Source organism: Ensifer sp. B1-9 (assembly GCF_050474445.1).
Lineage (GTDB): Bacteria > Pseudomonadota > Alphaproteobacteria > Rhizobiales > Rhizobiaceae > Ensifer.
In genome coordinates, this window is sequence record NZ_JBCHVG010000024.1 from 1 (window position 1) to 18,844 (window position 18,844).

The window sequence follows — 18,844 nt, forward strand, 5'->3', positions numbered from 1 at the left end:
TCAGTTCGTCCGCCTTCAGGGTCGCAAAGTCGGTGGCCGGGTTAGGGGGTAGCTTCTTCGGCCAAGCCACGTCACCCACCTTCCGCACAGCGGGGATGGATACTGTGATGTCGGCGAACGTTGGCGCACGCGCCCTCTCGCCCGTGAACATTTCTCCGGGCACTTGCGAGCGATCACGCGTTGTCGTGATCAACATGTCCACCCGGCTTGCGTCGGCTTGCGTCTCGGCGACCGGCGTCAACACACCCTTCGGGTGGCCGCCGCATCCGGAAACCACGATGAGCGTCAAGCAAAGGCTGATCACGTGGCGGCTGCCTGCATACCCTGTCCGACCGAAGACTGAATTCGTCAAATGCGTCTCCACAAATCTGCTGTTCTACGACGTCACTAGTGAACTAACCTTGTCTGGCGATGACCCAACCCAAGGAGAGAAGACCGACAGCTGCAGTCCAACTGCCCAGCACGCGGCAAGCGACCCGCAACGGAAACGCTGTGGCCGAAACGACCAGCGCTGTGGCTACCACTATGATTGATGTCGCAACGGCGGTCGTTCCCAGAAGCGTAATGAGGCCGGCATCGTCGACCTGTATTTCTATCCCGTTCTGGAAACCGAAAAGCCCGCCATAGGCAGCTGCCACAGGGATGGCGAATCTTGGCGGCAGTTGAAGATCGGCGGCTATCGCAGCGCCGATCAGGAAAAGCGCGGCCCTGTTCACAATTTCCAATGTGCCTGTGGTGCCGAGGCTTTGACCAGCCAGGCTTGTGAGAAACAATGCAATCGGCGCGGCAAGCACGATTGCTCGCGCGGAGGCTGGTCGCTGTGCGCCCGCCAGGAGACTAAGTGCAATCAGCCGAATGACGTCCGTCGGGCTCAGGAGCAGGTGGATCGCACCATCGTAGAAGGGACCCACTCCAGAATTTACGAGATGCGCATGGGCGATCGATGGCGCTGACCACGCCAACAGTGCCATCACTGTCCCGACGCTATGCGGTTTCACGCCAATGCACCCAATAGAAAGTAGGAGCCGCCCAGCAGCACGCCTCCACCGAGAAAGCGCACCGCAGTTCTGCCCCTTGGGAGCTTTTCCACCGCGCCAATTCCGATGCCCACGGCATGGAGTAGCCCGGTCCCAATGACGAACCCGGCGCTATAAAGGACTGCGTCGGCGCCCGGAGCGAGTTCCGTTCCATGCGCGTGCCCATGAAACAGGGCGAAGACCATCACCAATGGGATCGCGATCGCCAGGCTGATGCGCACGTCGGTCAGGATGAACAGCCCGAAGATGATCGAAGAAGCCGCAATGCCAATTTCGACCCAGGGCAGGGGAATTCCGAGAAGCCCCATCATCCCCCCGGCCGCCATGGCGACAGGAAAGACGATCGGGAGGATCCACAGCGCCGGAGGCCCAAGCAGGGCACCCCAAAGACCGACCGCGACCATCGCAAGCACATGGTCCGATCCGCTGACAGGATGGCTCAGCCCCGAGAGGAGCCCGCTGACGTGTCCCCCTTCCGCGTGCGCAAAAGCGGCGTCGGCATAACCCACAAGCATCGCGCATACGATTGCCGCGAGGAAAAACTGTGAGACGTATCGGTGTATCATTGGGCCTCGATGACAGTTTAGAAGAGAAGCAGCGTTCGTTCGATTGTCCAGTAGGCGCCCAGGGAACCGACGATATAGCCGGGGGCATAGCGCGCCCAGCCGGACAAATCGAATTGAAGCAGGCGCAGCGCGCGGTGGAGCATGAGGATCAGCAAAACAAATGCCAATTGCCCGATCTCTACCCCGACGTTGAAGAAGAATAGAGCGAGGGGAATATCGCCTTTGGGTAGTCCAGTCGTCACCAGACCGCTGGCAAATCCAAACCCGTGCAGCAGGCCGAAGGCAAAAGCGACAATCCATGGTTGGCGGAGCGTAAAACTTGTTTGGCCCCGCCAAAACCGCGCGATCTCAACACCCAGGAACAGGATCGAAAGGGCAATCGCGGCGTTGAGAGGGCCGGTAGAGATTGAGACATAACCAAGTGTGGCCAGAGCGAGCGTGATGCTGTGCGCAACTGTGAAGGCGGTGATGGTCTTAAGTAACGAGCTTGCCGTGCGAACGATGATCATCAGGCCGACAACGAAAAGCAGGTGGTCCATTCCGAGAAGAATGTGCTCGATACCGAGCGACGCATAGGTTTTGGCCACTTGCCAGATGGTCTGATTGTCGGAGAGTTCGATCCACGGCCGCGCCGGTTTGATAATCTCCGTCACTTCCCGGCCGTCAAGCCAAGACATGCGGACCAGCACATCTGTAATCGTCGCCTGCAACCCCACGAAATCGATCCGCCGGCCTGCAATGTCGCCTTCGTCGAGCGCAATGCGGCGTCGTTCGATCGTGGAATCACTCAGGCGCTGAATGAGCGGATCAGCTCTGTCGCGAGAACCCTCGGGCATTTGCAGTAACACGGGCAATGGCATGCCGGCGTTGACTGGTGTCCGCCAAAGGACATCGTATTGTTTCGGCCCAATCTCCCGTATCTGAAGAAAGGCGGGTCGGGATTCATGCGCGTAGGCGGCTTGCGTCGTGCCGACGCATGCAACGCAAAGCGCTGCGGTGAATTGCACTATCAACAGCCATAGGCAGCGCAAATGACGGAATCGCCCAGTCACGATCATGGAGTGCGAGCTCCCGAAGGCGGTTCCCCGCGCTCGACAGCGGGAAGGGTAACCTTGTACTTTTCGCGCATCATTCGGTAGGCTTCTTCCCGGAACTCCGCACGTCGAGCATTGAGCCAGGCAGCCCGAACCTCGTCCTCGACTTCGTCGAAGCTCGGCTTTGTCGGGAGCGTCTTGCGTTCGACAAAGACAGCATGCCAACCATATCCAGATTCGACCGGGCCGACCCATTTCCCCGGTCCAAACTCGAAAACACTCTGGGCAAACGCCGGACCGAAAATTGTCTGGAGATCCGTTTCCGTCCGCTCCGCATAGGAATTCTGGAACATGAACCGATCACCGTCCTGCGGGTCGGCCATGGCTGCCACCGCCTGCGCAGCAGCGCGTTCAGCATCCTTCCCGCGCTGGTCTCTCGAATAGTAGACATGGTGGAAGCTGATCCTCGGCGGCAAAAGGAACTCGCTCTGGTGGGACTGGAACCACTCGCGCAGTTCCTCAGCTGTTGGATCGTGAAGTGCCGACAGGTCTTCCGCCAGAAAATCCATCTTTTGCGCCAGTCGACGTTTGACGATAATGTCGTCTTGGTCGAGCCCCATGGCGATTGCTTCGCGATAGAGCACTTCCTCGCGAACCTTCGCCTCCACCAATCCCTGAACGATTTCTTTTGAAGGGGGAGGGAGCCCTTGAGACCGCCACGCGACGAGCAACTGATCAATGTCGCCTTCGCTGATGACGATCTCGTTTTGCTGACGCGCGCCCGTCGGCCCTTCCTGGCCGCCCACCAGAAAGAGCACCCCGCCAATTACCGTGAAATGGACAAGCGGCTCACGGACGAGCCGCTTCAAAGCTTCATTCACTCGATTGCTCAAGATACGCCCTCAACCAAGCTGTTGTCGCTCAAGCCTAGCGCTTGACCGTGTTGAGGTCCGTCAGCGTTTCAGGTGCGGGAATGACTTCGTAGTTGGCATAGCCGAACTCATTGCTGCGCGCGAGCAGCGTCCGCTCACTGACCTGGTAGGCGGTCCAGCTCAGCAGTTCATTGCCGAAGTTCTCGACGATTTTCCCGTCTGTGACTTCGTAGTGAACTGGAACACCGAGGTAGGCATCTTGCGCGCTGTTGCCGAAGTGCTGCGGTATCGGGTGACTGGGGTCGAGATTGAGCAATACCCGCTGCCCCGTTGCGTCCCACACCGTACGAAAGACGTCGCCGGTGACCAGGTTCTTCAACCAGACCGTTTTGCCCACGATCAGCCCGGTCAGAGCCTGCTGGTCGAGTGTCTTGCCGCCTGTGCCGATATCGGCGATGCGAACGCCTGCCGCTGCCCGCTCCTTGCTCTCACCTGGCGCATACCAGATCGGCGAGGTCCAGGCACGCTCCTGAACCGTCGCTGGAACGACTTGCGGGACCTTGATGCCCAATTCCTTGGCCTGAATCGTTGTCCAGCGGGGAGTCGGGATTTCCAGTACGCGTGCGTAGTAGAAGGCATGAACGGATGGATCGAAGTCCGGGTCAGTCCAGACCTTGGAGAGTTCGGCTGATCCAACGCTGTTCTCGTAGGTCGCTCTCTCGAGGTCGACCGTGGAGCCGATGGCCGGCACTTTGCCGGTGACCGGGTCGGGCTTCCGGTCGCCCGACCACACGACATCATAGACTTTCTCGAAGGACTGACCGCTCGCAGACCATCCCTTGACGATCTGAACGCGATCGAGGTTCCCCGATGTCGGATCCTTGACGGCCCAGACGAGGAAAGACGGTGCCTTGTCCGTCTCCGTCGAGGGTAGATCGGATCCCATCGGCACGCCTCTCTTGTAGGCCTCCTTGACCCAATGCTCGCTCCAGCGCTCGCCCCAGAGAGACCGGTCGGAGAAATCATAACCACCGAAGAGGCGGACCTTTATACGGGTGCCGCTCGTTGCATAGGTTTCCTTGCGTTTCATTGCTTCAAACAAGGAATCGCGCGTGTTCTCCTCGGCCCAGAGCGCGCTCAGGCCGGCGGGGTTTTCGTATTTGGGATCAAGGCCGGCAAACATCTTGCCTTCCATGCGACCCTTCATGTCGCCGTCGCCGGCGGCGTGTCCGCCGTAGAAATTGTCCTGACGGTAGGGAGCCGCAGCGTTGTGGGAGTCCGAGCCGCCGACAAAGCCAGGTTTATACGGATTGTAGCCACGCGTGTCCTCGAACGCGAGGCCGTTGCGGAGGGCGTCACGCACGAAGCTGCCCCTGATCCCGTCAAAGCGGCCGGCCGGATCGCCGAGCAGATAGCTCATGATCTCGAAGTTGGCGAACTCGTCGTTCGGGGAGAGCAGAGGATGGGTTTCAGACGCGCCCTTGATCTGCTTGATTTCGATCAGCGGCTCATTGCGCATGCGCGAGGCCGCCCATGCCTCGTCGATCGGCCGGCCCTTGCTGTCGACTTCGGTCGGGTACATCAGACCATCGGACAGATTGGCGTTGTGCGAGATGGCAAGGAGCTCTATGCCGGCCGCCCGCTGCTTATCCATCCATGCCCACAGATCTTCGGGCGCCTCTGAATCGAAGGACGAGAAGGGGAATTCCGGAAGATGCGCCGAGTCCTTGAAGTAGATGTTACGGTGCATGTTGCGGCTGTTCGGCGTCGACGTCCATTCATAGGCGTTGAAAGCGGTGAATTTGCCGGGCTCGTTCGCCGCGTTGGCCATCTCATTGTTGCGGTCCCAGACCGATGACATTAGTTCGGGCGAAACCAGCTCCTTGATCGGCTGGTTCGATGTCATGGTCCGACCGAGCTGCAGATAGACGCGCTGGATGTCTGCCGGCGTCTTGATCTGGAGTTCCTTGCCGAGTTCGCTCTTGGCGAGAGCCGCGCTTGGATCGTTTGCCTGCTGGATCACGCCCACATATTCGGAGTGATCCGTGACACCCATCCAGTCGAGCGGCTGCTCGATCTTCATGTCGAAACCCAATGCGTGCTTCAGCGGCTTGCCCTTGGCGTAATCATAGGCGTCTGCCGGCGTGGCCTTCGTGTTGCCGAAAATATAAGCGTCGAACGACCAACTTGTATGGATGTGTTGCTCTCCGAAAAAGACATCCCTGTCGGGATTGGGATCGGCGAGCGCCGGAGATGAGGAAAGAATGGCGAGCACGCTAACCCGGGCCATCCAAATAGCGACTGAAGAACTATGAAGTTTAGACATATCCCCTCCAAGACCCGCAAAACGGGGTAAAGTATCGATCAGACCATCCAAGCTCGCCAACGAGGTCAGCATCTCTCGGCGAGAACTTAGCTTCAGCCACCGATCAAACTTTTCATTTTACGCCAAAGGCGCTCCTTTGATGTGTCCGGATTCGCCTAGGTGGCAAAGCGCGCCCGATAGTAGTCGAAGAGAATCATGCTTGAGATGCGAATGCCTGGCGTCTCGCAAGCCCTCGTTGCGTTCGGCCGCTTCCAGACAACCGCTCAACCGCCGTTTTGTCAACGGAGTCCGCAGAGATTGTCGAGCCGGCCGCCTGCTGGGGTAATCAGAACCGCTCTGACCGCTTCGACGCCGCAGTCGCGCTGCCCTTCAAGGGGCCCGCGAATCTGAGGGTCCAGTTGGTTCCAACTACCGAATGGACAACATTGACGTAAGACACGTCCGCGCTTCTTTTTCAGCCCTGATAATACCAACCTTCTGTTGCGTTGCGTACGTCCCGCATATATATGATTGAACTACTTTAACGATAGCGTGGGGAGCGCCGTCAATAGCCGAAGTCCCTGTCATCTCCAGCCATGTCCTGCATGGCATACCCAGCTTCGTACGCGATGAGATCGGGGAAAAAGCGCTGAGCCGCGCGAACCGGGCTGCAGGATTCGATGTCGATTTGATTGAGGATCGGAATTTTTTCATTCCGCAGCGGGCCCTATTGAACTTCATCGATGAGATCGTAAAGGCCGCAGGAGAGCCCAACCTCGGGCTGTTGTTGGCTCCAAGCATGAATGTGGCCGCGTATGGCAGCTTCGGCCGCTTCATTTTTGAAGCAGAAACCCTCGGTCAAGCGATTGAACGCAGTGTGGCAGGCCTGAGCTATCACAGCACATACGATCGCCTGTCGACGACGATACGCGGTGACGAGGTCCTCTACAGCTACGCCTTCGCGTTGGCTGGCTCACCAGGATATGTCGCGGTGGCAAGCGCCGCGGCCGGAGAACTGTTAAGTGTCGCAAAGGCATTTCTGCCAACGAGTTGGCGACCGCTGCGTGTCGAGCTCGATATTCCGAAGCCGACAAACACATCTGTTTTTGAAGATGTCTTTCAATGTCCTGTGATGTTCAATGCGCCCGCGGTCGGGGTCGCCTTTGAACGTCACCGGTTGTCAGCCTCGACGAAGCGAACGTCACCGGCTGCCCTAACGATTGCCGACCTAGCGCGCGAGCGGCTGGGAGGTGCTCCACAAAACCTTATCCAAGTTACTGTCGAGCAGATCCGAACACAGCTAATGGCCGGTAACATCATGATCGACGATATCGCCCGGTCGATGGATACCAGCGTCCGGACCCTTCAGCGGGAACTTGGCCGCGCAAATACGGATTTCCGCAGTTTGACAAACACAGTGAGAACGCAACGCGCCATCGAACTCCTTCAGCACACGGGATTATCGATAACCAGCATCTCCGGCGATCTGGGCTATTCGTCTCCCACCGGGTTCACCCGCGCCTTTCGAAAAGCAACCGGCTGCGGACCACGCGAATTTCGTGACAAAAACTCAGATAGCGCCGCCGGATGACGTTCTGCGTCAGGCGAATGCCGCGGCGGGGCGTCTGAGCGAGCATCACAACTTCAGGCGAACAGTTGGACGATATGATTCCCCCGATGCGCTCTCACCGGCACACTTGCGCCGAACGAACGCGGCGCCCCCGCCGGCGCTATTGCCGAGGCTGCATCCGAGCAGCCCGACAAACGAACTGGGCAGATGCACCCAGGGACACCGCATTGGGCTGCAGACGGTGAGCCAGTTCCGCATACAGTGCCCACCGGGTGTTTTGGCGGATCGTCGCGCCTAAGTGTTCGGGAGGAGGGCCGGTGGATGGGTCAGAGGGGTGTGACCCACCGGCGAGCCTAGTGAGTGGGAGATTGATGGTCGATGGCCTGCTGTTGCGATGGCCAAACCGCTTGAAACATCGCAAACATGAAGGCAGTGGTGAGACCGAACAGCAGCAGACCGGCCAGCGACTGGAGCACGCCCATCATCTGCCAGTGCGGCGGCAACGAGACGTTCCCAGTCCCAAACCCCGTCATGGCCCCCAGTGAATAAAGCATGGCAGATTTTGTATCCGGGATGGCGCCGAGCGCGAGGTAGGCGAGAGCCCAGCTGATCGCTTCAATCCCGTGCAACGCCACGATCAGGAAGACGGCTGTGTTCATGGCTACCGCAAAGCGGAACATGAATTTGCGCCGTCGGTCTATTTCCTGAAGGAGAACGGTGAAGCCGTCGTAGATGAACGCCAAGCCGAACACGTGGATGATAACATTCAAGAGAATGAGTGGCAGGCTCCAAGCCCAATCGGTGCCCCACGGCGTCTCATCGAGAACATTCATGCAGTGTTGTCCCATCCAAATTGGATTCCAGTGAACCCAGCGCGTCAACAACGCAGCGCGCAATTAGCGTCACGGCCGCGGCCCGGATCTCAATAGTACGCAAGGGCGAGAGGAATTTAGGCTTGTCTTGCAGATATGCACAAGGGCAATGTTCTTGTTGTCTGGAGGCTCGGTCGGTTAGGGCGGTCGCTCTCACCTGATAGCTTCTGCATATTCGCCGCCACCGAGCGTGGCAAGAGGGGTTGGGGGAAGCTTGTCCATGCAACCCCGCGCTCGCGTTTCTGACGCTGATCTCGCAAGGGCAGGTGACGTGGCTGGCTGGCGCGTGCCTGCCAATTCGCTGAGCTGAACGGCCCGTGCTGCTGCACGAGCAACGCAGCCCAGCGTTGCAGGGATGCGGTGGGGGAAGTGCCTGATCAAGACCGAGCGGCTTGATAGCGCAAAATGCGGACTGCCCAGTCTGAGGTGCCACCGATTCTGGCGGATGAAGCAATGTCAACGACTGCTTGGCGTCAAATGGTAAGAACCGGCCACGAGAGTGTAGCAAGAGACAGAGCACCCGCTCGGGAGAGCCACCGCCGGTGAGCACAATCGGTTGGCTAAAGCCTGTGCGACAAATCTGTGATTGTGGCGACTGCTTGCGTGGTGGGGGAGCAATTGATGGACATATCCGTGACACAGAGGTCGCAGGACTCAGAAGGATCGCAAAGATCTTCGCCAAGCCCAGCAGAGGTTCGTGATCAGCTTGCGCGCATCATGTCCAGTCCGGAATTTCCGCGAGCGGGCCGCGGCGCGGCTTTCTTGACTTTCGTCGTCGAGGAGGCCCTGGCGGGCCGCGCGCAGCGCCTGAAGGGATACACCATCGCGATCGACGTGTTCAAGCGCAGCAAAGACTTCACCCAGGACGATCCCGTCGTCCGCATCGAAGCCGGACGGCTGAGGCGTGCTCTCGAGCGCTACTATCTTGTCGCCGGACAGCTCGATCCTATCAGGATTGACATTCCGAAAGGGCATTACGCACCTTTGTTCGCTTGGAACAGCCAGATACCAACAGCCCCCAAGACAGCTTCGGTCGAGGATGGTGGCGTACAGCCCGGCCGATCCCGGCTACGTCGCTGGTGGCCGACGCTTGGTCTTGTCGGCTTCATCGGCCTTGCCGCGCTGACATACTGGGCGAGCGAGCATGCAATTGGGGCCGCGCAACGAGACAGTACTTCGAAGGCGCCTAATGAGCCGACGCTCGTGATTGCACCGTTCGCCAATCTGGGTGACGGGCCGCAGGCGGAGCTCTACACTCTCGGTCTGACCGAGGAGCTGCTCAGCGCTCTGCCACGGTTCAAGGAGATCAAGGTCTACAGTCGTGAGACGTTACGACAGCTTGCCCCAGGGAGCAGAGCTTCGGAAGTTCTTGGCGGGCCGGGCGCTCGCTATCTGCTGGCAGGCGGTGTCAGGGTGTCCGGATCCAAGGTCCGGGTGACGGCCCGTCTCATGGATACATCTGACGGAGCAATCCTCTGGTCGCAGAACTACGACGACGACCTTAGCAGTCGAGAACTCTTCATCATCCAGTCCGACGTCGCCCGCAAGGTTGCGACCGCTGTCGCCCAACCTAACGGTATCGTCGCGCGGGCCGTCGCCGACAACCCTCCTTGGGTGGCCTCGGGATCCACGACTCGCCTCGCTTCTACCCATATCGGTCGAAACTGATCTTGGAGACGCGCCTGGCCGCCATAGACTGTCTTTAAAAGCGCCGTGGCAGGACCTACTTCGAAAAAAAGTAAGATCGAGCCGGAAGCCCAGACCGCTGTGGCCGTTTTCCGGCGCCTCCGCCCAGTAGCGGATGCCGGCTGTGAGATTGATCGTTTTCCACGACGAGGCGTTTCGCGACATGTGCGACGACTTTCAGACTGCAAATGACGAGAAGTTGCTTTGGGAACGACCGACCGCTCCAGAATGGTAAGCGTGGCGTGATGGCCGCCTACCGGCGCCACCCTGTAGTGAGATAGTGTCCACCAAATTGTAAGTGGACACTATGGCGGTATCCGATGTCGGGAACAGGCGAAACGGCGAAGCGCGGTCGACGAAACTGGTCGCTGGAAGAGAAATGGCGAATTGTTGAAGAGGCGCGGCTTCCCGGCAATTCGGTAGCGGAGGTGGCGCGCCGCCACGGAGTCAACAGCAACCTGCTTTTCCGCTGGGTGCGGGCAGCCGAGGTTGGAGAACTTGGTCACCCGCCGGCCTCCCTTGTGCTTCTGCCGAAACCCACCCTAGACTTCATTCCGATCGGCGTGTTTGGACGAGGCGATGACGAAGGGCCAGCGATGGCAATACCGGTCACCCCTGCTGCGCCCGTTCCCCCGGTGGAGAGTTCGGTGCGGCCAAAATCGGTGTTGCCACCCAAAGGGCCGACATTGGACGAGCGCCCCGGCGTCATCGAAATCGATCTTGCCAATGGTGTTCGCGTTCGAGTTGACGCGTTCGTCAACGAGAAGGCTTTGCGGCGTGTTCTTGCGGCGCTGAGTGAGGCGTCGTGATTCAGATTGCTGCGGGGACAAAGGTGTACCTGGCCTGCCGGCCGGTCGATATGCGCCGTGGGTTCGATGGTCTGTCGGCGGAGGTCGCCAACACACTGAATGCCGATCCCTATAGTGGCCATCTCTTCCTCTTTCGGGGGAAAAGAGGCGGCTATTTGAAGGCTCTTTATTGGGACGGAACTGGGATGTGCCTTTTTGCCAAGCGATTGGAGCATGGCAAGTTCGTTTGGCCGTCGATCGTCGATGGCGTTCTGCAGATGTCGGCAGCCCAACTTTCTCTGCTCGTTGAAGGGATGGACTGGCGGCGAACGCGGATGCCCGACGCTTTGCCGAAGCCGGCGATGGTTTAATAACGCATTGTTTTTGCGAGAGAAACTCGTAGCAGGATAAGGCTTCTTGTGCTACAGAGACGCATGTCTCTTGTTGCTTCCGATCCGCTTGCCGAACTGGAGGAATTGCGTGCGTTGACCGCGCAGTTGCAGGCGGAGCTTTATGCCAAAAACCTCTATATCGAGAAGCTGAAGGCGCAGCTTGCGACGTTAAAGCGGGCCCGTTTTGGTCGTTCGTCTGAGAAACTTGATCGCCTGATCGAGCAACTCGAATTGACGATCACCGACCTGGAGGAAACTGAGGCGCAGGCCGGCGTCGAACAGAGACAAGACTGTTCATCGCTCTTGCCGCCCACCGCTGCCGCGAAGGTGAAGTCGCCCCTGGGGCGCAAACCCTTACCGGCCCACTTGCCGAGCGAGACGATCACCCATCCACCGGTCTGTTCCTGTCCGAAGTGCGGCGGGACCGTCTTCAGCAAGATCGGTACGGATGAGCGCGAAGTGCTGGAATATGTGCCTTCACACTTCAAGCGGGTCGTGCATCTTCGGCCGAAGATGAGTTGCCGGGCCTGCGAGACGATCGTGCAGGCGCCAATGCCGTCGCTGCCAATCGAGCGCGGCCGTCCTGGCCCCAACCTGCTTGCTCATGTCCTGGTCTCCAAATATTGCGACCATCTTCCCTTGCATCGCCAAAGTGACATCTATGCTCGAGAAGGCATCGACCTCGATCGTTCGACGCTTGCCGGATGGGTCGGGGCGATGGCGGCGCTGCTCAAGATCCTGAGTGAAAGGATCGGTGACCATGTCCGGGCAGGCGAAACGGTGCATGCCGATGACACACCCGTTCCAGTCCTTGATCCCGGACGCGGTAAGACTAAAACCGGCCGCCTTTGGACTGTCGTTCGAGACGAGCGGCCGTGGGGATCGACCGTACCGCCCGCCGCTTTCTATGCCTACTCCCCAGATCGCAAGGGAGAACGTGCCCATCAACTGTTGTCGGAGTGTCGCGGCTTCCTGCATGCAGATGCCTATGCAGGCTTCGATAAGCTTTATGAGGGCCATGAGCTCACCGGCCAGGCACGGCTGACGCAAGTCATGTGTTGGGCACACGCCCGTCGCGATCTGTACGATGAATTCCTTCGCAACCGCTCGCCGGCAGCCGAGCAAGCTCTGAAGCTGATATCGGATCTGTTTGCGATCGAGGCAGAGGTCAACGGCGCGGGACCACAGATGCGGCTTGCCACGCGGCAGGCCCGGTCCGTCCCCGTGTTGGACACGTTGAAACGCCATCTCGACGGCACGCTCGCCCGCATCAGCGGCAAGAGTGAGTTCGCCAAGGCGATCCGCTATATCACGTCCCGCTGGCAGGCATTTACCGTCTACGCGACTGACGGGCGCCTCGAAATGAGCAACAATGCCGCCGAGCGGGCAATCCGGCCTTTGGCCCTTGGAAGAAAGAACTATCTCTTCAGCGGCTCAGACGCCGGCGGCGAACGCGCCGCCGTCATCTACACGATCGTCGAGACCTGCAAATTGGGCGGCATCAACCCGCACTCCTACCTCGCCGACATCATCAATCGCATCGCCGATCATCCCGCAAATAGGATCGACGAACTCCTCCCCTGGAATTGGTCCCCCCAGCCATAGTGTCCACTTAAAATCATAGTGGACACTATCCAACTTCAGACCAAGCACTCCCCGCGGTCATCACGCAACGCTTACAGATTGGTGAGGTGCAAATGGTGTGATGCGAACGGTCGAACCGGGATCCTTAAACCCGCTGCTAGGGGCAGTGCGCATAAAGTCGCGTTGAACTGAATGGGACTGGATCCGCGGAATTCATCAGGGCCAGCGGCATTGAACTAAACGGCCGCAATCGAAGGCCGTATACATGCCTGCACCCGACCAACGCGCTGCCACACCAAAAGTCCTTGCCAAGCGGAGACCGGACACTCAGCATAAGCAGGAAGGCTCGAGCACAGGCTTGAGATTGCGAACTGATGAACTCGCGCGGAGATTGATATCCTAAGGCGCTGTGCGGGTGAAGATTATTGTAATGTTCGAACCAGAACGGCAGTTGCGCCATGACGGTTTCGGCATCCGGGGTGGGATTCACCGCGACGTAATCGCGCTTGAAGGCTGCGCACCGGCGTTGTGCACGGTTCCATGCCGATGTCGCAGAGCAAGGACGCGGTGTCCCTGGCGATGAAGCAGGAGCCGTTGTCGGTGAGCCATTCGATGGGCTCGGACAGCATGTTGATGCGGCCGAAGCGGTTCTCTACGGCGGTGATCATACTCCTACACACTTAACTAAGTGGGGGAGCATGCCTGGGCCTTTCGGGGGCCAATTCAGTCTCGGCCTTGGAGACGAAGGTCAACGATCACTCTTGCTTTCGCCAACGCATCTTCTTGAGTATCTGCCAGGATATGGTCGGGGTCTGTGGAGAGAAGGTGAGCGCCTGGCGTTATATGCACGCGCCACCCCGCCCCGTAGTGAACCATCTCTAAGCTGTATCCACGATATTGAACGCGGCTGTTTTTCAGGTCTATCATATAAGTTTCCCTTTCGATTCAACTTTGACACGGTCTGCCACACACACATTGACGGCTATCAACGATTTGGATTCGATACGAAGTACGGCGTTCGCCAACGGTTGAGAATGTTGCAAAGAGGAGCCCTTGTCGGCTCGACGATCGCGTCGGCCTCCCTGGCCGCCGCCGTTATGAGCACCTGTCGCTATCGGGGGGCAAAACTAGTTGGCGAAGCAATTCGCGCATCCGTATCATGATCGTAAGGGTCTCAAATTTTGCTGGGACGGCGGGTATCATGACGTCCGGCCAAGTCAGAGAGCAGACCACGGCATCCACTTTGCCGAAGGCACGGGTCGTTGTGTTGCACAGTGCCTCTAAGTGCGAGAGTTCGTGTATGTCCGTAAACAGTGCAATTGCGATGCCGCCATTGGCTTCTATGTCGCTGATCACCTTGTTCACACAAGTCGAATCGCCGGCGAATGGAATGACAACATTCATGCCTGAGATCCCCAGGGCTGTTGCGATCCTGGCACCTTGTTCCTGATCGCCGCCGAGGACGATTACCGTCTTACGCTCTTCGAGCCTCAATGCATCCGTCCTTCACATCAACAGCACCGCCGTCAACGCCAAGACATCCGGATAAGGATGTCAGCTCCTTTCTGAGAGAGAACTGAATATTGTGGTCGGCGTCCGAGGGGGCCGCGCATCCAGCATGTAACAGGCGGCGGCGACCTTTTGCGTAGCGCGAAGGCCGCGCATCGGAGCGACGTTGGGCGAAACAGCTGTCTACGCTGACGGATCGCGGCTGAGAATCGTGCATGGTAGAAAACTCTCATCGCATGGATCGCGAAATGGATAATTCTACGCTCAAAACGCTCGTTTGGATTTGATGCAGCGCAAGATCGGCCGCCTTCGGAAAACCCAGTGAGGCCGATCGCTCGTGACGTCGGCATGGAGGGTAATGCAGTGTGGCCGATAGGCGACACTTTCAGCCGATGTGGACCACGCCGAATATTCAATGGCAGTTCATCTCGTATCGACGTCAGGGCCGGCTACCCAGTCCACGATCATTCGATATTGTACCTTGGCCTGCGAGTAGCTTCGGTAGAAGTCGAGCAAATCCCCAGTCGGGTCGGACAGGCGCTGGAAGCCGGAAATAAAGGCCATAACTGTTCCTATCGTCGTCTGGCCTGTGATCACCAGATAGCCGCCCGCGAGCAACACCATCAGCGAGCCGAGCGAGTTGGCGATATTGAGCAGGGACTTCAATCCGAACTTCAGAAGATAAAGTTCAATCCGGTTTTGAAAGATTGTCCTGGTGGTTCGATGGGTCGCGTGGAGCATGGCCCTCTTACTGGACGAACGGTCAACAGCCTGATCGCCAAGCTTGCGCACCAAGCCGATCTGTCGCTCGACCCGCTGATTAAGGCTTTGTTGCAGGTATCTGGCGAGGAAAAATTGAGGGATAACTGCAGCAAGACTGAAAATGGCTATCAGCGGCTCCATGTAGATCATATAGGCGAAGACCGACATCATCATGCTGGTGTTGACTACAAATTCCGAAATGCTCGTTCCGACGAAGCCGCCCACGGTGTCGACCTCATTGCCAAGCACGTTTGCAGTCTGTCCACTTGCTTCTGTCGGTTGCTTTGCTCTCTTACATGCGACTTCCGCCAACTGGTCGCGTGCGGTCTTGATAGCGCTTTCCCCCATCCAGCCCTGATAGATCATCAATACATATTTCAGGCTGGAATAGGCGCCTAGGATCGCGAGGTAGACAGCGCCGAGGACGGCGAGTCGCCTGATATCCTTTGTTGCGACGGCCTCATCTATCACTCGTCGCTGCAACTCGATCGGAATGAAGTTGAACAGCGTCACGCTGATGGCGACGGCGCCGACATAGAATTGGTGAAAGCCCGTGGCGCCCCAGATGAATTTCCCAAATGTTTCGTTCAACTGAACAGACGCAGAGGGGGCGAGCGGCCTGATGCGACGTGCGATAGTCTTTAAAATACTCCATCGAGGGCTCGTCATTTCCGAATTTTCCGTCCTGGCAGTCATGTTAATTCTCGATCGCTTGGAAGTCGAATACCGAAGATGTCCAGCCAGTGCCCCGTCGGCCGCGATCGCCTTCAATTGGCATCGAACTCAAGGCCAATCGGCCTGGAGTTAGTCGCCTTCAAGTGCGCGGTAGATTTCCTGTTCCTGGGCAAAGTGCAATCGTACGACTGCGTCGAGCCCATGAAGCAGACGTTGGATCTCCTCGAGTTGCTCCGAGCTTGGGCCTACAAAGCCGACCGCCCGGCTAAGGGATGACAGATGATGGACTTGGCGCCGAATTTCCATGTGAGTCCGACTCATGCCGGCCAGGGCATGCGATGAACCCAGCCTCCGCCGCAGCAAAGGATACAACTCGCCATCGTCCCGCTTTTCGTGAGGGAGGAGCTGCTCTCGCAACAGTACTTCCAACTTGGCCAGACTTTCACGGACGTCGGCGTTGGAGAGATGCTGGATTCGATCGCTCGTGTGGCGTATTTCGTCGACGATCGAGATCAGATTGCGATGCTCAGCCTCCAGCTCGAATAATTCTTGCTGTGACAAGTATTTGCCGTGGGCCCATAGGCGCAGCGGACGACCCAGGGCACGCAGAGCGTTGAGAATGGCTATGACATCGATGGCTTCCTGCGCAAGCGCGCCTTCGATCGGTGCGAGATAACCGAATGCGGCCACGACCATGCCAACACATGACAGGCCCATTCCGACGTAAACGCTCTGGAGCGCGATGCGCCGGGATCGATTTGCGATACGAACTGCACTGACGAGACGATCGAGGCGGTCAATGAGGATGACGACATCGGCCGCTTCTGCTGATGCTGCGGCCCCACCCGCACCCATCGCCACCCCCACGCTGGCCGCTGCAAGGGCAGGAGCATCATTTACGCCGTCGCCCACCATCATGACGGGCGCTACCACCTTTTCGGTCTCCACTAACCGTATCTTGTCTTCCGGTTTCATTTCGGCGACGATGTTATCGACATCGAGAAATGACGCTAGGCTTTCGGCGAGATCTTTCCGGTCCCCCGTGGCAAGCACAATCCGCTTGCACCCGGCTTCACGCAGCTGCCTTAGAACTGTGCCGGCTTCCGGTCTGACCTCGTCAGCCAGAAGAAATGCGCCTGCAAGGATACGATCCTTAGCAACTGCGATGGCAACGGTTCCCTCCCGTTTGATCCAGAACTCAAGTTCGCGCGAGAAGTCGCTGTCATCGGTGATCGGGCGGATGAAGTCCCAACCGCCCACTGCGATATTATGGCCATCAATGCGCCCTCTAATGCCGGAGCCAGGCAGTTCTTGCAGATCGGATGCCGGCCGGAGGTCGAGCCCACGTTCACGAGCGGCAGCGACGAACGCACGGGCAACGACATGGTGGGAGCCTTGATCGATCGAAGCAGCCAAACGCAGGATCTCGTTCGGATCCAGATCGTTGCGGACTTTGATCTCTAAAAGACGAGCGCGACCGCCGGTGATCGTCCCCGTCTTGTCAAGCAGAACCGTTGTTGCGCGCGTGAGCATTTCGAGGGGGCCACCGCCCTTCACGAGGATTCCTTTGCCGGCGCAGCGCGAGACGCCCGAGATCAGCGCGACAGGAACTGCAAGTATGAGGGGACAAGGGGTCGCAACGACCAACACCGCAAGTGCCCTGACCGCTTGCCCTGAGAAAAGCCAGGCAAGCCCCGCAACGAGCAGCGTCACAGCGAGAAAGATGAGGGCGTAACGGTCCGCAAGCCGAGCCATTGGCGCTTTGGTTGATTTCGCAGCCTCGACCAGTCTTGCAATGCCCGCATAGGTGCTCTCATTTGCTGATCGTGATGCTACCATCTCGAACGGATTTCCGGCGTTGATTGTGCCGCTCATCAGGTGTTCGCCGGATCGATGTTGGACAGGCAGCGCCTCGCCCGTCAAGGCGGACTCATCGAGGAGCGCCGTGTCATCCTTCAAGCTGCCATCCACCGACAGTACTTCACCACCACGCACGAGGACCCGGTCGCCAGGCGCAATGCACTCAATCGGGACTTCTTCAAACTGCACACCGGTGAAACGCGTCGCCGTGCGCGGAATCCGTTCAAGTAGCGCGGTCAGCTCGCGGCGTGCCCTCCTTTGCGCAAAATCCTCGAGCGCCTCTCCACCGGCAAACATCACTGCTATGATAGTCCCAGCGAGGTATTCGCCAAGGAAGAGTGCACCGCTCATCGCGAGAGCGGCAATCACGTCCAGTCCGAACTCGCCTTTACCGAGGCCCTTGGCAATTTCCATGAAAAGGTTCGCCAGGACAATGGCTGTTCCTCCTCCCCAAAGCCACGCACTAATATCCGGCCGGCCCGTGAGCCAAGCGAGCATGCCCGCTGTTAGAAAGATCACGCTCAGCGCAAGAAGCGCGCGTTTTGGCCATCTTCCTTCTTGCCACCCAAGTGTGGATGCCAGCTGCTTGCCCAAGGGTTGACTTCCTCAAATCACTGGCGGACGATCTCACAAGTGTAATGTTGCGTCGCAGGTTCGTCAGGGGCCGGCGAACAATGCCGGGTCCGGATCTACTCGCTAGCGTAAGGCGTTCGGTCTGGTGTGGAGCGAGGCCAGCGGTTCTCGTCGCAATCTTCAGCGTATGATCAGGACCGAGCAATGCGCGTGCTTGGTGACTGTCTTCGACACGCTCCCAAGGATCATGCCCTGAAGACCTCCAAGGCCCCCGCTTCCAACGACGATCATGCTTGCGCCAATCTCCCTTGCAGTGTCGAGAATGGTTTCCGCACAATCGCCTATTTCCACGCGCGCATCGACATTCTCAACGCCCAACCTGCATGCCTCGTTGGCGGCCTCCGCCACAATTTCCTCGCCAAGCGCCAACGTGCTCTCGTCGATGCCATCGCCCGGTCTCTGCAAGATCTCTGTCGTCCTTGGCATTCTCGGGACCATAGTGCCGATCGCAAACACGCGCCGCGGGCCGAAAAAGCCGTGCTGCACGCCCGAGAGCGCCGGTGGGACGACATGGAGCACGGTCAGGTCAGCGCCTATCGCCTTGGCAAGCCTTGCGCCCATCGCCACGGCGTCGCGCGCTTGGTCGGATCCGTCCGTTGCAACAAGGATGTGGTCATTAGCCATCGGAGCCTCCTCGAAGAAACAGCCTCATGCATTGCCGGCCGACAAGCATTGACCGACGTCAAAGACAAGATGAGG

The 18,844-nt window shown here is 58.5% G+C and carries 15 protein-coding genes and 3 pseudogenes; 5 read left to right on the top strand and 13 right to left on the bottom strand.

Annotation, left to right across the window (positions count from 1 at the left end):
- From ACQ5BM_RS31455 to ACQ5BM_RS31480, 6 genes and pseudogenes are all read right to left on the bottom strand, one after another.
- Positions 1 to 289, bottom strand: a pseudogene (locus tag ACQ5BM_RS31455) (esterase); the annotation flags it as partial.
- Between the two features lie 106 nt (positions 290 to 395).
- Positions 396 to 971 carry a HupE/UreJ family protein gene (locus ACQ5BM_RS31460; protein ID WP_429819697.1) on the bottom strand — a complete coding sequence of 192 codons (576 nt, stop codon included), beginning with the start codon at positions 969 to 971 and terminating at the stop codon, positions 396 to 398.
- A 23-nt stretch (positions 972 to 994) separates the two neighbouring features.
- On the bottom strand, positions 995 to 1,552 hold the full coding sequence (locus ACQ5BM_RS31465; protein WP_429819698.1) for a HupE/UreJ family protein: 558 nt from the start codon (positions 1,550 to 1,552) through the stop codon (positions 995 to 997).
- Between the two features lie 68 nt (positions 1,553 to 1,620).
- Entirely contained in the window at positions 1,621 to 2,661 is a 1,041-nt protein-coding gene (locus tag ACQ5BM_RS31470) for a HupE/UreJ family protein (RefSeq protein WP_429819700.1), read from the bottom strand.
- The gene (locus ACQ5BM_RS31475; protein WP_429819702.1) at positions 2,658 to 3,530 is read right to left on the bottom strand and encodes a peptidyl-prolyl cis-trans isomerase; all 873 of its coding nucleotides are present in this window, start codon (positions 3,528 to 3,530) and stop codon (positions 2,658 to 2,660) included. Before ACQ5BM_RS31475 ends, ACQ5BM_RS31470 begins: the two co-directional genes overlap by 4 nt.
- Before the next feature lie 34 nt (positions 3,531 to 3,564).
- Positions 3,565 to 5,835 carry a DUF3604 domain-containing protein gene (locus tag ACQ5BM_RS31480; RefSeq protein WP_429819704.1) on the bottom strand — a complete coding sequence of 757 codons (2,271 nt, stop codon included), beginning with the start codon at positions 5,833 to 5,835 and terminating at the stop codon, positions 3,565 to 3,567.
- A 589-nt stretch (positions 5,836 to 6,424) separates the two neighbouring features.
- Between ACQ5BM_RS31480 and ACQ5BM_RS31485 the strand changes: the two genes are divergently transcribed.
- The gene (locus ACQ5BM_RS31485) at positions 6,425 to 7,405 is read left to right on the top strand and encodes an AraC family transcriptional regulator ligand-binding domain-containing protein (protein ID WP_429819821.1); all 981 of its coding nucleotides are present in this window, start codon (positions 6,425 to 6,427) and stop codon (positions 7,403 to 7,405) included.
- Between the two features lie 332 nt (positions 7,406 to 7,737).
- On the opposite strand, the gene ACQ5BM_RS31490 is transcribed toward ACQ5BM_RS31485, so the two are convergent.
- Complete coding sequence (locus ACQ5BM_RS31490; RefSeq protein WP_429819705.1) at positions 7,738 to 8,217, bottom strand: hypothetical protein; 480 nt, start codon at positions 8,215 to 8,217, stop codon at positions 7,738 to 7,740.
- A gap of 801 nt (positions 8,218 to 9,018) precedes the next feature.
- Here ACQ5BM_RS31490 and ACQ5BM_RS31495 point away from each other — a divergent pair.
- The gene (locus ACQ5BM_RS31495; RefSeq protein ID WP_429819831.1) at positions 9,019 to 9,924 is read left to right on the top strand and encodes a hypothetical protein; all 906 of its coding nucleotides are present in this window, start codon (positions 9,019 to 9,021) and stop codon (positions 9,922 to 9,924) included.
- 66 nt (positions 9,925 to 9,990) lie between these two features.
- Here the strand turns inward: ACQ5BM_RS31495 and ACQ5BM_RS31500 are convergent.
- Positions 9,991 to 10,077 (bottom strand): annotated as a pseudogene (locus tag ACQ5BM_RS31500) (transporter); the annotation flags it as partial.
- Positions 10,078 to 10,262: 185 nt separating this feature from the next.
- Here ACQ5BM_RS31500 and tnpA point away from each other — a divergent pair.
- The 3 genes from tnpA (at position 10,263) to tnpC (ending at position 12,727) form a co-directional block, all read left to right on the top strand.
- Complete coding sequence (gene tnpA, locus ACQ5BM_RS31505) at positions 10,263 to 10,751, top strand: IS66-like element accessory protein TnpA (protein ID WP_429819708.1); 489 nt, start codon at positions 10,263 to 10,265, stop codon at positions 10,749 to 10,751.
- Positions 10,748 to 11,101 carry an IS66 family insertion sequence element accessory protein TnpB gene (gene tnpB, locus ACQ5BM_RS31510; protein WP_223728233.1) on the top strand — a complete coding sequence of 118 codons (354 nt, stop codon included), beginning with the start codon at positions 10,748 to 10,750 and terminating at the stop codon, positions 11,099 to 11,101. The genes tnpA and tnpB overlap by 4 nt, the downstream gene beginning before the upstream one ends.
- Before the next feature lie 63 nt (positions 11,102 to 11,164).
- Positions 11,165 to 12,727: an IS66 family transposase gene (tnpC, locus tag ACQ5BM_RS31515; RefSeq protein ID WP_429819712.1), complete on the top strand. Its 1,563-nt coding sequence runs from the start codon at positions 11,165 to 11,167 to the stop codon at positions 12,725 to 12,727.
- 337 nt (positions 12,728 to 13,064) lie between these two features.
- On the opposite strand, the pseudogene ACQ5BM_RS31520 reads toward tnpC, so the two are convergent.
- The 5 genes and pseudogenes from ACQ5BM_RS31520 to ACQ5BM_RS31540 form a co-directional block, all read right to left on the bottom strand.
- Positions 13,065 to 13,374: pseudogene (locus ACQ5BM_RS31520) on the bottom strand (integrase core domain-containing protein); the annotation flags it as partial.
- Between the two features lie 427 nt (positions 13,375 to 13,801).
- Positions 13,802 to 14,200 carry an SDR family NAD(P)-dependent oxidoreductase gene (locus tag ACQ5BM_RS31525; protein WP_429819714.1) on the bottom strand — a complete coding sequence of 133 codons (399 nt, stop codon included), beginning with the start codon at positions 14,198 to 14,200 and terminating at the stop codon, positions 13,802 to 13,804.
- Between the two features lie 438 nt (positions 14,201 to 14,638).
- Positions 14,639 to 15,673 carry an ABC transporter transmembrane domain-containing protein gene (locus ACQ5BM_RS31530; protein ID WP_429819716.1) on the bottom strand — a complete coding sequence of 345 codons (1,035 nt, stop codon included), beginning with the start codon at positions 15,671 to 15,673 and terminating at the stop codon, positions 14,639 to 14,641.
- Between the two features lie 108 nt (positions 15,674 to 15,781).
- Positions 15,782 to 18,010, bottom strand: coding sequence for a heavy metal translocating P-type ATPase (locus ACQ5BM_RS31535; protein WP_429819823.1), 2,229 nt, complete (start codon positions 18,008 to 18,010; stop codon positions 15,782 to 15,784).
- 255 nt (positions 18,011 to 18,265) lie between these two features.
- On the bottom strand, positions 18,266 to 18,769 hold the full coding sequence (locus ACQ5BM_RS31540; RefSeq protein WP_429819718.1) for a universal stress protein: 504 nt from the start codon (positions 18,767 to 18,769) through the stop codon (positions 18,266 to 18,268).
- Positions 18,770 to 18,844 lie beyond the last annotated feature (75 nt).